Source organism: Pseudomonas sp. GW823-FHT02E01 (assembly GCF_058797535.1).
In genome coordinates, this window is sequence record NZ_JBXAJS010000006.1 from 36551 (window position 1) to 50882 (window position 14332).

Genomic DNA, 14332 nt, shown 5'->3' on the forward strand with positions numbered 1-14332 from the left:
CTTTTTACGGGGGGCTACATTCAATTGTTAATAAGGAGGTTGTTTAGTGCAGGAATCAAAGAAATATCTGACGGATACGTCCGTACACCAAGCCTTGTTACTGGCTGATCTAACAGAACCCGCTGCACCCGATCACGCCATTCGATTATTACTCAAGGAGGTCCTTCAAGGATTAACGGATAAAGGCTGGCCACAAGCGCAAGTGCAGACGGGGCCGAGAATTGTCTCAGCTGAAGAAAACTACGGATTGCTCGGTTATGACCCAGCAGAAATCACCCTCGGAAGTGCACACACCCGCTGGGTTGATGAGTGTTCGTTGCTGCGAACGCAAACCACCAGTCAAATTCCAGCAGCGCTTCAGCGAGCTGCCCAGCTACGGCAACCGGGGCAGTCAATATTATTGGCCGCGCCTGGTATCACTTTTCGTCGCGACAGCCGGGATCGTTGGCATTGTGCGGAACCCCATCAGATGGATATCTGGGTGCTCGGTGATCCTGATTTGTCGACGCATGAGCATTTACTTTGCTTGGTCGGCGATATCCTCAAATCTGCCGTGCCAGATATGCCTTGGATCTACAGTGATAGTCCGCATCACTACACTGAGGGCGGGATCGAAGTAAACCTGTTGAATGACGGCGTCCCGGTAGAGGTTCTGGAGTGCGGTCGAATTGCCAAATCATTATTGGAGCGACTGAAGATCGATCCTTTGCGTCATGGAGGACTGGCGCTGGGAATGGGATTGGATCGCTTGACCATGCTGCGCAAAGGCATCCCGGATATTCGTTTGCTACGTGATCAGAACGAACGAGTACAGGCACAGATGCATGATCTGAATCTGTGGAGCGCCGTCTCTCGGTTGCCTTCGATTACTCGAGATTTTTCGTTGGCGGTAACGCCGGGGCTGAGCGAGGAGGTGTTGACTGAAAGGATGTTGCAGGCAGCTGGCGATTGTTCAGATTGGATCGAGGAAATGCAGATCAAAGGGCGCTGGGCGTTCACAGAACTGCCTCTGCAGGCCATTGATCGCCTCGGATTGCTGCCGGGGCAGGAAAATGTGCTACTACGTGTTGTACTGCGTGATTGTTCGCGATCAATCACCACTGCTGAGGCGAATGCCTTGTATTCGAAAATTCAGGTGGCACTCCATGAAGGTACGCCGGGGGCGGGTTACAGAATGGATTCCCCCAATATTTAACTGGCCTCTTCGCGAGCAGGCCCACAGGATCTGGAAATAGCACAAGAAGTGTATACGCCAGAAATCCAGTGTGTGCGAGCCTGCTTGCGAAGGCGGTATGACAGTCACAATTGTAGAGTCTGACAGACAGCATTCGTCGGTACGCCGCCCGGAGCAGGTCAGATCGCGGCACCGTCGCTTCCACAGTTTTTTGTGGTGTCTTCTCTGCCTCAATCATCGCTTGCCGGCGCAATCATCCGGGTCTTCGGTGAGCCGTTCGAATTGTGCTGATAGATGGTCTGCGGCTGTCCCAGGTCATTGAAATACACCTGGCCGATCCCCGCCGAGTTCCATAGCCGCTCACCCGCTTCGGCGTGTTCGGGCACGTGGGGCACGATGCGCATGCGTCGACGTTTGGTCAGCCAGTTCAACGGTGAGCGTGGCGAGTACAACCAGCGGTTGAGGCGGTCGAACCACTCAAGCAGGCTGGGCGGGAATTCATTCTTGATGCCGCTGCTGGTGATCTGCCAGATGCGCGGTCCGGCCTTGCGGTGGCGGATCAGCACTTCGTAGACGAAGGAATAGTGCACATCGCCCGACAGCACCACGTAGTTACCCGGGGTGCGCGAGTGGCGGAAAATGTTCAGGATCACCTGTGCCGCGCCGCGATGGGCCATCCAGTTTTCCGCGTCCACCAGCAGTGGATAACCGCACCAGCTGAATACCCGCTGCACGGTTTCAATCAGTTTGACGCCGAAGATCGGTGCCGGTGAAACGATGATTGCGCTCGGGTGGTCCAGCAGTTCCTGTTGCAGTTCGCTGAGGGCTTCCCAGTCGAGCAAACCGGAAGGCTGCTTGAGGTTCATCTCGCTGCGCCAGCGCCGGGTGCGGGTGTCGATCACCACCATGGCCGGGGTGGTCGGCAGCACGTAATGCCAGTGCTGAAACTTCAGCAGATCACTGATCAAGTCATCCTGAACCGTGCTGTCGAGGTGAAGGTCGCGTGCGCTGGCGCTCAAGGCTCCGGACTTTTCCAACAGGGTAGCGAACGCATCCGGGTTGTTGCCCCAGCCCTGGCACAACATGTACGCCAGCAGCGCGTTGCCGATGATGCGCCGGGAGAACGGATGGCCGTAGGCCGTTTCTTCCCATTGCGCGGAAAGGTTCCAGTCATCGGTGATGTCGTGGTCGTCGAAAATCATCAGCGTCGGCAGATGCGCCAGTGCCCGCGCGACGTTGCCAAGGCTTGCCTTGAAGGCATCGATGCGCGTCTGCTCAAGGGCGTAGCGCTTGAGCCTTTGCGGCGTCAGCGTCGGTGCCTGGGGCGCGATCAGGGTCCAGGGCACTGGCGACCAGACCAACAAGTACATGGCCATGACTTCGGCGAAGGTCACCAGGTGATTGTCGGCGCTGCTGCTGGTGAAAATCGGCTTGCGCGCGCCACCGAAAAATCGCTCGCGCAGGGTTTCATTGCTTTGCAGTGCCGGTAGCAGATCCGCGCGGTGGTAGTAACTGGCCGGATGCTCGTAGAGCCTGGCGCTGTCGCTGACCACCGCGCCTTCGAGGTGCTCCCCGAACAGCCCCAGACGCGCGATCAAGGCGTGAATCGCCCGCAACATCGGCCCCGCGACATCGTCGGCGTAGACCTGATCGCCAGTCATCATCAGCAGTGCCGGGCGGTCCTTTGCCTCGTGTTCCTGGGCCAGCAACCGGTCGACGCACAGCAAGCCGTCTGTCGCCGGGTGATGAGGTTTGCGGCAAGAACCGTGCAGCAACTGATCGACCCGTGCGCGCAGGACGAAGTTCGGGCAATGGGCATCGCCATACAGCAGGTGCGGTGCCCAGTCGGCGATGCCTTTTTCTGTGCCATCGATCAACAGGTCATAGTCGATCGACTCATCCCGGGGCAGGGCGCAATCGAGTTGCACATCGATCAAGTGCACAAAGGCATGAGCCCCCACCGCAATCACCGTGCATTGCCCGGCATCGAGTCGGATATCGCCGACGCCCTGCAAACGCAAGGTCAGCGCCAGCGCCCGGGAACCCACCAGCCACAGCACCAGCCGCATGGGCTCAAGACGCCGCAACAGCGGGCCGGCCAGGACCGGCGGCAGGGCTGGGTGATCGTTGGACAGTGGCAGTGCTTCGGACATCCGGGGTCAAGGCTCTTGGGGAATCGAGGCGGGCGATGATAGCGCAGGTGACGACGGGACCGGCTAGAACGATCCCGTTTCTGCCTGTCACCAAATGAAAAGCCATTGTCGTCTGATGAGAAGCGTCTCAACAGGCCTCGTCCTACAGTCCAATCAGCGCAATTCGATGCAACACGCCCATATTGCAGATTGGAGAATAAGAAAAATGGCCAAAGCCGTACGCTTCTACGAAACCGGTGGTCCCGAAGTTCTACGTTATGAGGACGTCGAAGTCGGCGAGCCCGGTCCCGGCCAGGTTCGCCTTCGTCATGTGGCGGTTGGCCTGAACTATGCCGACACCTATTTCCGTAACGGTACCTACCCGATTCCGATGCCCAACGGCATGGGCGTCGAGGCCTCTGGCGTAGTCCAGGCCGTTGGTGAAGGGGTCACCAACGTCGAGGTCGGTGATCGCGTCACCTACACCGGTTTCCTCAACACCCTCGGCGCCTACAGCACCGAGCGCCTGATCCCGGCCGCGCCGCTGATCAAGCTGCCGGAAACCATCAGCTTCGAGACCGCTGCCGCGATGACCATGCGTGGCCTGACGTCCTCGTACCTGATGCGCCGCATCTACGACTTCAAACCGGGCGACAGCATCCTGTTGCATGCCGCCGCTGGCGGTGTCGGTCTGATCGTTTCGCAGTGGGCCAAGTTGCTGGGCCTGAACGTGATCGGCACGGTTTCGACCGAGCAAAAAGCGGAAATCGCCCGGGCTCACGGTTGCGACCATACGATCAATTACAGCCATGAAGACGTCGCCGCTCGCGTTCGCGAACTGACCGACGGCGTGGGCGTCAACGTAGTGTTCGACAGCGTTGGCAAGAACACCTTCATGGGGTCGCTGGATTCGTTGAAACCCCGTGGCCTGATGGTCTGCGTGGGTACCGCGTCCGGCCCGATCCCGGCGTTCGACCCGGTGATGCTGGCGATGAAAGGTTCGCTGTACCTGACCCGTCCTGCCCTGGCCAACTACATCAGCGACCCTGCGGAAAAAGCCGCCCTGGCCGGCGAGTTGTTCGACCATGTCGGCAGCGGCCGGATCAAGATCGAGATCAACCAGCACTACGCCCTGCAGGACGCCGTGCAGGCCCATCGCGACCTTGAATCGCGCAAGACTACCGGCTCATCGATTTTCGTCGTTTAAGGAGCGGCCAGCCATGAAAGTCGAACAATTGACCTGCAGCATTGGCGCCGAACTGATCGGCGTCAACCTGGCCGACGCGGTGCATGACGATGGTCTGTTTGCGGAGATTCGTGCCCAGTTGCTCAAGCACCGCGTGGTGTTCCTGCGTGATCAGGACATCACCCGCGCCGAGCACGTGGCCTTCGCCCGGCGCTTCGGCGAGCTGGAGGATCATCCGGTGGCCGGCAGTGATCCGGAGCATCCGGGGCTGGTGCAGATCTACAAGAATCCTGACCAGCCGATGGACCGCTATGAAAACGCCTGGCACACCGACGCCACCTGGCGCGAAGCACCGCCGATGGGCTGCGTGCTGCGTTGCGTGGAATGTCCGCCAGTGGGCGGCGACACCATGTGGGCCAACATGGTCCAGGCCTATGCGAACTTGCCGGAAGACGTAAAGGTCAAGATCGCCGACCTGCGTGCCCGCCACAGCATCGAAGCGAGCTTCGGTGCCGCCATGCCGATTGAAAAACGCCTGGCGCTCAAGGCGATGTACCCGGACGCCGAACACCCGGTGGTGCGCACCCATCCGGAAACGGGCGAGAAGGTGCTGTTCGTCAACGCTTTCACCACCCACTTCAGCAACTACCACACCCCTGAGCGGGTGCGCTTCGGCCAGGACGCCAACCCCGGCGCTGGCGAGTTGCTGCGTTACCTGATCAGCCAGGCGTACATCCCTGAGTATCAGGTGCGCTGGCGCTGGAAGCCCAACAGCATCGCCATCTGGGACAACCGCAGTACCCAGCACTACGCCGTCATGGATTACCCGCCGTGCCATCGCAAGATGGAGCGTGCCGGAATTATCGGCGACAAGACGTTCTGATCGAACGCCACCTGCATCCGCACTCGCAGCATTCGCACTCGTAAACACGTCTGCCCGGCACGACCCCGGGTGGGCGGAACAATCATAAGAACTGGCATAAGAACTGGAGTTAACCATGCAATTCTTCGACGATTCCCTGCACCCGGAAAACATGGAAAAGGTAGTCATTACCGTGGCCCCGTACGGCCCGGAGTGGATGCCGGAAGACTTCCCGGAAGACATCCCGTTGACCATGGATGAGCAAGTCCAGAAAGCGGTCGAATGCTATGAAGCCGGCGCCACCGTGCTGCACCTGCATGTGCGCGAACTGGACGGCAAGGGCTCCAAGCGCCTGTCGAAGTTCAACGAGCTGATCGCCGGTGTGCGTGAAGCCGTGCCAGACATGATCATCCAGGTTGGCGGCTCGATTTCCTTCGCTCCGGAAAGCGATGGCGAAGCGGCCAAGTGGCTGTCCGACGACACTCGCCACATGCTGGCCGAGCTGACGCCGAAACCGGATCAGGTCACGGTCGCGATCAACACCACGCAAATGAACATCATGGAGTTGTTGTATCCGGAGTACCTGAAAGGCACTTCCCTGGACAACCCGTTGATCCACGCCGCCTACAGCGAAATGACCGTGCCGGCAGGTCCGGCCTGGGTGGCCGAGCACCTCAAGCGCCTGATGGACAACGGCATCCAGCCACACTTCCAGTTGACCGGCATGCACGCCATGGAAACCCTCGAGCGCCTGGTGCGCAGGGGCATCTACAAGGGCCCGCTGAACCTGACCTGGATCGGCATCGGCGGCGGTTTCGACGGCCCGAACCCGTTCAACTTCTTCAACTTCATCCACCGCGCGCCGGACGGTTGCACCCTGACTTCCGAATCGTTGCTCAAGAACGTCATGCCGTTCAACACCATGTCGATGGCCATGGGCATGCACCCGCGCGTGGGCAATGAAGACACTATCATTGATCACAAGGGCGATCGTTTCGGCTCGGTTGCACAGATCCAGCAAACCGTGCGCATTGCCCATGAACTGGGCCGTGAAATCGCCACCGGCAAAGAAGCCCGCGAGATCTACCGTATCGGCGTGCAGTACGAAACCATCGAAGAAACCCTGTTGGCCAACGGCATGGCCCCCAACCGCAAGGCTGGGCAGAAAGGTGTACCGCAACGCGGATGACCGAGGGTCGGGGCGAGAGGCCGTGACCTCTCGTCCGCCTGACCGTTACACGCTTGATAAGAAAAATAAAACAAAGCTCTTGAGGAGGCTGCATGGCCTTTCACCCAATAGCCGCTGACGATGACGACTCCTGCGGAGTCGGCGTTGCGCGCCAATATGCCTGGATCGTCTTTGCCCTGACGTTCGGTCTGTTGATTTCCGATTACATGTCGCGTCAGGTACTGAACGCGGTATTCCCTCTGCTCAAGACTGAGTGGGCGTTGAGCGACGGACAACTGGGTCTGCTTAGCGGCATCGTTGCCCTGATGGTCGGCCTGCTGACATTTCCCCTGTCGTTGATGGCCGACCGCTTCGGTCGGGTCAAGAGCCTGGCGCTGATGGCTTTCCTGTGGAGCGTAGCGACCCTGGGTTGCGCGCTGGCTCAGGACTACCAGCAGATGTTCATTGCGCGGTTCATGGTCGGCGTCGGCGAAGCCGCCTACGGCAGCGTGGGCATCGCGGTGGTGATTTCGGTGTTCCCCAAACACATGCGGGCCACCCTGGCCAGTGCCTTCATGGCTGGCGGCATGTTCGGTTCGGTGTTGGGCATGGCTTTGGGCGGTGCGATTGCCGCCAAGCTGGGCTGGCGCTGGTCGTTCGCCGGCATGTCGCTGTTTGGCCTGGTGCTGGCGATGCTCTATCCGCTCATCGTCAAGGAAGCGCGCATAGCGCCACGACGTGCCGCGCAGATTGCGAACAAGACGGCTGCCGCGGTCAAGCGTCCGCTGCGCACGCTGTGGTCCAGCCGTTCGGTGGTGTCGACCTACATCGCCAGCGGTTTGCAGTTGTTCGTCGGCGGTACGGTGATGGTGTGGATTCCCAGCTACCTCAACCGCTACTACGACATGCCTACCGACAAGGCCGGTGGCATGGCGGCAATCATCGTGTTGTGCAGCGGTGCGGGGATGATCCTGTGCGGCATGCTCAGCGACCGCCTGTGTCGGAACTCGCCGGAGCGCAAGGTCAGCCTGGCCATTGGTTTTTGCCTGGGCAGTTGCCTGTTGCTGTCGGCAGCGTTCGCATTGTCGGCAGGGCCTGTGCAATTGGCGCTGATCTGTCTGGGTATGGCGATTGCCACCGGCACCACCGGCCCCGCCGGTGCGATGGTTGCCAACCTGACCCATTACTCCGTCCACGGTACGGCGTTCGCCACGCTGACCCTGGCCAATAACCTGCTGGGGCTGGCACCCGGGCCGTTCCTGACTGGCCGTGTGTCCGACCTCATCGGCCTGCATGCCGCTTTCCAATTAGTGCCACTGGTCAGCCTCGCGGCGGCAGCGGTGTTCTTCTATGCCAAGTGTCATTACCAAAAAGATATCGCCCGGCTTGAGGGTCAGAGCGTGCCTGAGCCTGTCAGTGCAGCCGGGATAGAGGTGAAGTTGTGAGTCGTCGTTTACGTATTGATGTGTTTTTCGATTTTATCTGCCCCTGGTGCCTGATCGGCAAACGCCAACTGGAGCATGCGCAGGTGCAGTTTCGCAGTCGCCACCCGGATGTGCAGATCACCACGGTGTGGCATGGCGTGCAGTTGCTGCCCCAGATACCGGTAGAAGGTGAACCTTTCGCCGATTTCTACCGCAAGCGCCTGGGCAATGCCGACGCAATGACCATGCGCCAGAATCAGGTACAGCAGGCTGCCGGGGCGGTTGGACTGGCCATCGACCTCAGCCGTATCGAGACGATGCCCAACACCGCGGACGCCCATCGTTTGTTCGAGCGTGCCAGCGCACTGGGCAATGCCAGTCAGCGTGAAATGTTGCTCGAGCGACTGTTCGCCGCTTATTTCCTGAGGCGCGAAAACCTCGGTTGCCGTGAGACCTTGCTTGCCATTGCCCGCTCCTGCGGCGTCGCTCCGGACGGGGTGCTCGATTGCCTGAAGGGCGATGCCACGCCGTTTGAAGGATCCCCCGACGCGACCAGTGGCGTGCCGAGCTTCAAGTTCGACAACCGCATGACGGTGATCGGCGCACAACCTGCTCAGGCGCTGCTCGCGGCCATGACCGAAGCCCTCAAGGAAAGTGATCGCGAGCGGCAGCCAGCATGACCCGACGCATTCCCGTGCCAGCCGGCAAACACCCGCAGGCTGGAGGCCGGGCGCTGTTCGAATTCGAAGACAAAAGCCTGGCGCTGTTCAACGTCGACGGGCAGTTGTTTGCCATTGACGACAGCTGCCCGCACCAGGGCTCTTCCCTATGCGGAGGGCGTCTTGAAGGCCGGGTGATTCAATGCCTCGCTCATGGTTTGCGCTTCGATTTGCACAGCGGCTACCTGCTCAACTCCAGGCAGGTCAAAGTCACCAACTACCCGGTCGAGATCATCGACGGCCAGGCGTTTATCGTCATCGCATCCGAGGAGTCCGCGCCATGAGCGCCATTGCTCTTACCCGTATCCATAGTCGCACGCGCGAACTGGCACCGGGGTTTATTGTCAGTTTGATTGTCGCGGCCGCCGCGTCGTTCTTGTCCGAGCACTACGGTGCGCCGGTCATGCTGTTTGCCTTGCTGTTGGGCATGGCCCTGAATTTTCTCGCCGATGACGGTCCCTGCAAGGCCGGTATCGAGTTCACCGCCCGCACCGTGCTGCGCATCGGCGTGGCGCTGCTGGGCATGCGCATCACCCTGGAGCAAATGGCCGCGCTGGGCTGGAAGCCGATTGCACTGGTGGTGATCCTGGTGGTGGTGACCATCAGCGTGTCTGTGATCGCCGCCAAGGCCCTGGGCTTCCAGCGTCTGTTCGGCATGCTCACCGGCGGCGCGACGGCCATCTGTGGGGCTTCGGCGGCCTTGGCGTTGGCAGCGGCGCTGCCGAACCATCCGCAGAAAGAGCGGGCGACCCTGTTCACCGTCATCGGGGTTTCCGCGCTGTCGACTCTGGCGATGATTGTCTATCCGATGATCGCCAACTGGCTGCAGTTGTCACCGCAGGTGGCGGGTGTGTTCCTCGGCGCCACGATCCACGACGTGGCCCAGGTGGTCGGCGCCGGCTACAGCATGTCGACCGAGACCGGCGACACGGCCACGGTGGTCAAGCTGATGCGCGTTGCGATGCTGCTGCCGGTGATCGTCACTGCGGCGATGATCACCCGCATGCAAGGCGCCGATCCGACCGGCAAGCGCCCGCCGCTGTTGCCGTGGTTTGCCGTCGGTTTTCTGATTCTGGCCTGCATCAACAGCACCGGATGGATAGCGCCTGCGGTGCAGGGATCGGTCAACGAACTGTCGCGCTGGTGCCTGGTGATTTCCATCAGTGCCCTGGGCATGAAGACCCGCTTGCGCGAGCTGGCAGCGGTCGGGATCAAGCCGATTCTGCTGATGGTGGGGGAGACGGTGTTCCTGGTCGTGCTGGTGCTGTTGTTGCTGCGCTGGGGGCTCTGAACATCGGCCAGGATCAAAACCTGTAGGAGCGAGCCTGCTCGCGAAAAACCCAAGAGCACCGCGGGGCATCTGGTTTTACGCGTAATCGTTCACGACCATCGCGAGCGAGCTCGCTCCTACAGGATGTGCGTAGATCCCTGTAGGAGCGAGCCTGCTCGCGAAAAACCCAAGAGCACCGCGGGGCATCTGGTATTACGCGTAATCGTTCACGACCATCGCGAGCAGGCTCGCTCCCACAAGGATTGCAGTTCCAATCTCGCGCTTTCGGCGACTGTACCAGCAGTCGCCGTTTTTTTTGCCCTGCTGTCAGGACGGTTTCGCCCCAGCCTGTTTCTGCGCGCGCCACGTCGCCGGCGGCATGCCGAACTGGCTGATGAACCAGCGGGTAAACGAGCTCGCCATCGAGTAGCCGAGCATGTCGGCAATGCGGCTGAGGGAGTAGTTGGGGTTGTCCAGGTAACGCAGCACCAGGTCGCGGCGCACGTCGTTGATCACGTCGTTGAAGGCGCAGCCGTCGTCCTTGAGGCGGCGTTGCAGGGTGCGCACGTTCATGCCCTGGCTCTGGGCCACCTGCTCAATGGTGGCGCGCCCCATGGGCAACAGCAGGTAGATGGCCTTGCGCACCTCGAACAGCATCGAGGCGCCTTCGTGGTTCTGCAGCGAGTCGAGGTAGCCCTGGGCATAGCGGGCCATGGCCGGGTCTGCGTTGGGGTTGGTCATGTCGAGGCTGATGTCAGGGCAGACAATGCCGTTGAACTCGCTGCCGAACTCCAGGTTGCAGCCGAACAGGCGGCGATGCAGGTGCAGGTTGTCCGGTGGCTGGTGCATGAAGTTGACGCTGTAGGGATGCCAGTGTGAGCCCAGCAGGGCCGAGCACAGCCGGAACATTACACCGATGGCCAGCTCCGTGGCCTGGCGGCTGGGCATCGGCGTTTCGGTGACCACCTCTTCGCGAATGATCACCATCTTGCCGGCCTCCTCAATGAAGATGGCCAGCGAGTCATTCATCAGGTGCCGGTAATCCACGACGACCTGCAAGGCATCGCGCAGTGTGCGCTGGTGGCTGAGCAGCAGGCTGACCACGCCGAAGTCCGAAAGCTGGCGCGATTCGGCCATGCTCAGGCCGAAGGTCTGGCAGCCGCTGGCGGCGGCCGAGTCTTCCAGCAAACGGACGGCGGCATCGATATGGATGCGGTGTTCAGGGGCTTGCAGTTGGGCCCTGCTCAAGCCGACACCGGCCAGCACGTCGCGCGGGTTGAAACCCAGGTACTGGGTGACCTCCAGGTAGTTGGTCAAGACAGCGGCGCGAACAAGCTTGGTCATGCGAAAGTCTTCCCTGTGCCGATGGCGGTTGGCGTGAGCGTGGCGACTATATCCAGCGTATCAACAGTTGAACAGTTGTCATGTCGTTGATGGATTTCATGCCATACGGTCACCAATCTTCTACGCTGCATGGAGCCATCAGCGCTCATCCGTTGATTACAGTGACCTTGCGCCAACCTGCGGGGATTTTCGACCAGTGGTCGCACTGTCCTGCTGTCGGACAATTTGTCATCAAAAGAAAAGTGCATGACGTCCAATGTAAAGCGCTTCGGGTGGGCGCTCTTTAATGTCGACACTACAAAAAGCCCCTGGCGAAAATAGCCAGTCGAGTTATCGAGAAAGCGAAGGTGTTGACCGTGGATAAACTGCAAACTGCCGCCACCATTCTGATCGTTCCGGGTCTGCGCGAGCACGTGGCCGAACATTGGCAAACATTGCTTGCCGCCAGGCTGAGCAACGTGCGTAGTGTTGCGCCGCTGGAGACCGACAAACTCGATTGCATGGCCCGTGTGCGGGCGATTCAACACGAACTCGAACAAATCGACGGCCCCGTGATTCTGGTGGCCCACAGCGCCGGTGTGCTGATGGTCGCGCACTGGGCTGCGCACTACAGCCGTCCGATCAAGGGCGCTTTGCTGGCCGCGCCACCGGACCTCGATGCGGTCTGGCCGTCAAACTATCCGTCTTCCGAAACCCTGCGTAGCCAGGGCTGGAATCCTCTGCCACAAGGCCCGCTGCCATTTCGCAGCATCGTGGCCGGCAGCACCAACGATCACTTGGCCAGCCTTCCTGCGGTCACCCGCATGGCAGAAGGCTGGGGCGCCGAATTGCTCAATCTGGGCGATGTCGGCCACCTCAATCCGGCCGCAGGATTTGGCCACTGGCAGCAAGCTGAAGCACTCATCCTGGAGCTCGATCGCTAGTACAAGGAGCTGGACTGGCAGTACGCCAACCGGCATTTGCCCTCATTCCTTAAACGCAAACCCATCAATGTTTGCGCGAGGGCGGCTGCGCTTAAAACAAAGACAAAAAAGCGGAGACAACGCAATGCACAACAATAAGAGTCACGGCTTCACCGCTCCACGCTACACCTTGCTGGCCTCAGCCATTCTTGCGGCAACGGTACCTGCGGCCCATGCGGTCGAGATCGAGACGGGGAATCCGGACTGGAACGTCCGCGTGGATAACACCATCAAGTACAACTATGGCGTGCGCACCGAAAGCGCCGACAAACGCATGTTGGGAACGCCGAACAATAACGACGGCGACTACAACTTCCGCAAGGCCGGGACCAACATCACCAACCGTATCGATCTGTTGACCGAAATGGACGTGGTCTACAAGAACGCCATGGGCTTTCGCGTCAGCGCCGCCAGCTGGTACGACAAGGCCTATGACAATACCGGCTCCAACTCCAACCCGTTCGTCAACGGCAATGGATCGACCTCGGGCCTGATCGCCAATGACCCGCGCCTGGCAGGGGTCACCCGTGACAACGTCGGCAACGGCAGCTCGCACCTGAGCAATTATGCCCAGCGCTACTACAGCGGTCCTTCGGGCGAAATCCTCGATGCCTTCGTGTTCTACAGCACCGAAGTGGGCGAGGAGTCGATGTTCAGCGCCAAGGCCGGTCAGCACAACGTGTTCTGGGGCGAGACCATTCTCAACCCGGTGCACTCGGTCAGCTATGGCCAGTCCGGCCTCGACCTGGCCAAGCTTGCCGCGTCGCCGGGTACCGAGGCCAAGGAACTGTTCGTTCCGCGTAACCAGGTGTCGATGTCGTTCACCGTCAATCCCGAGCTGACCGTGGGTGCCCAGTATTTCCTGAATTGGGATGCCGCGCGTCTGCCGGAAGCGGGCACCTATTACGGTGGTTCCGACCTGGTCGGCTTCGGCGCGCAATCGTTCCTGTTGGGCAACACCAACGCCGTGGTACCGGGCAGCCCGCTAGGTTGTGGCCTGGCGCCGTGCAACGCCTTGACCAATGTGCGTCGTGGCAAGGACCTGACTCCGCATGACAGCGGTGACTGGGGCGTCATGGCCAAATGGTCGCCGGCCTGGCTGGATGGCACCCTTGGCGTTTACTACCGCGAAACCTCGGAAATCCTGCCACAAGCCTATCTGGACGCCAGAGGCATTACCTCGGCCAACCCGAACGGCACCCGTCCGGCGGGGCAGGTGCCAGCGGTGATCAACACCCTCAATTCGCTGGACACCGCCACCTATCAACTGGCCTATGCCGACAACATCAAGATCCTTGGCTTGAGCTTGTCCAAGGACGTGGGTGGCGTGAGCGTGGGTTCGGACCTGAACGTTCGTCACAACATGCCACTGGCCAGTATCCCGGCGATCGTCAGTACCCGCAGCCCGCTGGGCCTGGGGCAAGGGCTTGGCCTGCTGCCTGCACGTACGGACGCCACCGGTGTGGTCTATGACACCCCGAGCCGTGGCGACAGCATGAGCGCCACAGGCGACACCCTGCACTGGACGCTCAACGGTCTGATGACCCTGCCGAAAACCCCGGTGTTCGATCAGGCGACTGTGCTTGCCGAGCTGTACTACAGCAACCTGCTCAAGCTCGATAGCAAGAACGAAGCGCTCTACAAGGGTAAGGACAGCTATCGCGGCATCGACGCGCCGACCCGTGACAACTGGGGTCTGGCGGTCAACTTCACACCGACCTGGTACCAGGTCTTCCCGGGTGTCGATCTCAACGCGCCGATGTCCGTCAACGTCGGTCTCGATGGTGTGTCGCCGGTCTCCGGTGGCGGTGCCAAGGACACCGGCAACTATGCCGTGGGCGTGGGGGCCATTGTCTACAACAAATACTTTGTCGACCTGAAGTACGTGGACTCCTTTGGCGAAACCGACAAGTGCAACGTCAGCGGTGTGAGCACCGGCTCCAAGGGCGGTGACGGCTCCACCCCGAACGCCTTTAGCGGCAACGAAAACTACGCCTGTTACGCCGGTGGCTACTCGTCCTTCTCCGGAGGTGGTGCCACGACTGAGGACCGTGGCGCCGTGTACCTGACGATGAAAACAACATTCTGATT

The 14332-nt window shown here is 60.5% G+C and carries 12 protein-coding genes; 10 read left to right on the forward strand and 2 right to left on the reverse strand.

Annotation, left to right across the window (positions count from 1 at the left end):
- Nucleotides 1-46: 46 nt before the first annotated feature.
- Nucleotides 47-1195 carry a PheS-related mystery ligase SrmL gene (gene srmL, locus AC1RDQ_RS15800; RefSeq protein ID WP_492587686.1) on the forward strand — a complete coding sequence of 383 codons (1149 nt, stop codon included), beginning with the start codon at nt 47-49 and terminating at the stop codon, nt 1193-1195.
- Between the two features lie 209 nt (nt 1196-1404).
- Here srmL and AC1RDQ_RS15805 read toward each other — a convergent pair whose 3' ends face one another.
- Nucleotides 1405-3327: an alkaline phosphatase D family protein gene (locus AC1RDQ_RS15805; protein ID WP_492587688.1), complete on the reverse strand. Its 1923-nt coding sequence runs from the start codon at nt 3325-3327 to the stop codon at nt 1405-1407.
- A gap of 205 nt (nt 3328-3532) precedes the next feature.
- On the opposite strand from AC1RDQ_RS15805, the gene AC1RDQ_RS15810 reads away from it, so the two are divergent.
- From AC1RDQ_RS15810 to AC1RDQ_RS15840, 7 genes are all read left to right on the forward strand, one after another.
- A complete protein-coding gene (locus AC1RDQ_RS15810; protein ID WP_008050013.1) occupies nt 3533-4513 on the forward strand; it encodes a quinone oxidoreductase family protein in 981 nt (326 codons plus the stop codon).
- A gap of 13 nt (nt 4514-4526) precedes the next feature.
- On the forward strand, nt 4527-5375 hold the full coding sequence (locus AC1RDQ_RS15815; RefSeq protein ID WP_057716330.1) for a TauD/TfdA dioxygenase family protein: 849 nt from the start codon (nt 4527-4529) through the stop codon (nt 5373-5375).
- A 115-nt stretch (nt 5376-5490) separates the two neighbouring features.
- Nucleotides 5491-6543, forward strand: coding sequence for a beta-keto acid cleavage family enzyme (locus tag AC1RDQ_RS15820; protein WP_057716329.1), 1053 nt, complete (start codon nt 5491-5493; stop codon nt 6541-6543).
- Nucleotides 6544-6635: 92 nt separating this feature from the next.
- Nucleotides 6636-7967 (forward strand): MFS transporter, encoded by a 1332-nt coding sequence (locus tag AC1RDQ_RS15825; RefSeq protein WP_090453203.1) that lies wholly within the window; start codon nt 6636-6638, stop codon nt 7965-7967.
- Nucleotides 7964-8626 (forward strand): DsbA family oxidoreductase, encoded by a 663-nt coding sequence (locus tag AC1RDQ_RS15830; protein ID WP_154947348.1) that lies wholly within the window; start codon nt 7964-7966, stop codon nt 8624-8626. The genes AC1RDQ_RS15825 and AC1RDQ_RS15830 overlap by 4 nt, the downstream gene beginning before the upstream one ends.
- Entirely contained in the window at nt 8623-8949 is a 327-nt protein-coding gene (locus tag AC1RDQ_RS15835) for a Rieske (2Fe-2S) protein (RefSeq protein ID WP_057716326.1), read from the forward strand. Before AC1RDQ_RS15830 ends, AC1RDQ_RS15835 begins: the two co-directional genes overlap by 4 nt.
- Nucleotides 8946-9956 (forward strand): YeiH family protein, encoded by a 1011-nt coding sequence (locus tag AC1RDQ_RS15840; RefSeq protein ID WP_349733625.1) that lies wholly within the window; start codon nt 8946-8948, stop codon nt 9954-9956. Before AC1RDQ_RS15835 ends, AC1RDQ_RS15840 begins: the two co-directional genes overlap by 4 nt.
- A 306-nt stretch (nt 9957-10262) precedes the next feature.
- On the opposite strand, the gene AC1RDQ_RS15845 is transcribed toward AC1RDQ_RS15840, so the two are convergent.
- Nucleotides 10263-11279 carry an AraC family transcriptional regulator gene (locus tag AC1RDQ_RS15845; RefSeq protein ID WP_150815013.1) on the reverse strand — a complete coding sequence of 339 codons (1017 nt, stop codon included), beginning with the start codon at nt 11277-11279 and terminating at the stop codon, nt 10263-10265.
- Between the two features lie 356 nt (nt 11280-11635).
- Here AC1RDQ_RS15845 and AC1RDQ_RS15850 point away from each other — a divergent pair, with 356 nt between their 5' ends.
- The gene (locus tag AC1RDQ_RS15850; RefSeq protein ID WP_057716669.1) at nt 11636-12202 is read left to right on the forward strand and encodes an RBBP9/YdeN family alpha/beta hydrolase; all 567 of its coding nucleotides are present in this window, start codon (nt 11636-11638) and stop codon (nt 12200-12202) included.
- Between the two features lie 124 nt (nt 12203-12326).
- Nucleotides 12327-14330: a DUF1302 domain-containing protein gene (locus AC1RDQ_RS15855; RefSeq protein WP_223501167.1), complete on the forward strand. Its 2004-nt coding sequence runs from the start codon at nt 12327-12329 to the stop codon at nt 14328-14330.
- The last annotated feature ends 2 nt before the right edge of the window (nt 14331-14332 follow it).

Coding starts and splice junctions, on each gene's coding strand:
- AC1RDQ_RS15805 (WP_492587688.1), bottom strand. CDS start 3,327: ATGTCCGAAGCACTGCCACTGTCCAACGATCACCCAGCCCTGCCGCCG.
- AC1RDQ_RS15810 (WP_008050013.1), top strand. CDS start 3,533: ATGGCCAAAGCCGTACGCTTCTACGAAACCGGTGGTCCCGAAGTTCTA.
- AC1RDQ_RS15815 (WP_057716330.1), top strand. CDS start 4,527: ATGAAAGTCGAACAATTGACCTGCAGCATTGGCGCCGAACTGATCGGC.
- AC1RDQ_RS15820 (WP_057716329.1), top strand. CDS start 5,491: ATGCAATTCTTCGACGATTCCCTGCACCCGGAAAACATGGAAAAGGTA.
- AC1RDQ_RS15825 (WP_090453203.1), top strand. CDS start 6,636: ATGGCCTTTCACCCAATAGCCGCTGACGATGACGACTCCTGCGGAGTC.
- AC1RDQ_RS15835 (WP_057716326.1), top strand. CDS start 8,623: ATGACCCGACGCATTCCCGTGCCAGCCGGCAAACACCCGCAGGCTGGA.
- AC1RDQ_RS15840 (WP_349733625.1), top strand. CDS start 8,946: ATGAGCGCCATTGCTCTTACCCGTATCCATAGTCGCACGCGCGAACTG.
- AC1RDQ_RS15845 (WP_150815013.1), bottom strand. CDS start 11,279: ATGACCAAGCTTGTTCGCGCCGCTGTCTTGACCAACTACCTGGAGGTC.
- AC1RDQ_RS15855 (WP_223501167.1), top strand. CDS start 12,327: ATGCACAACAATAAGAGTCACGGCTTCACCGCTCCACGCTACACCTTG.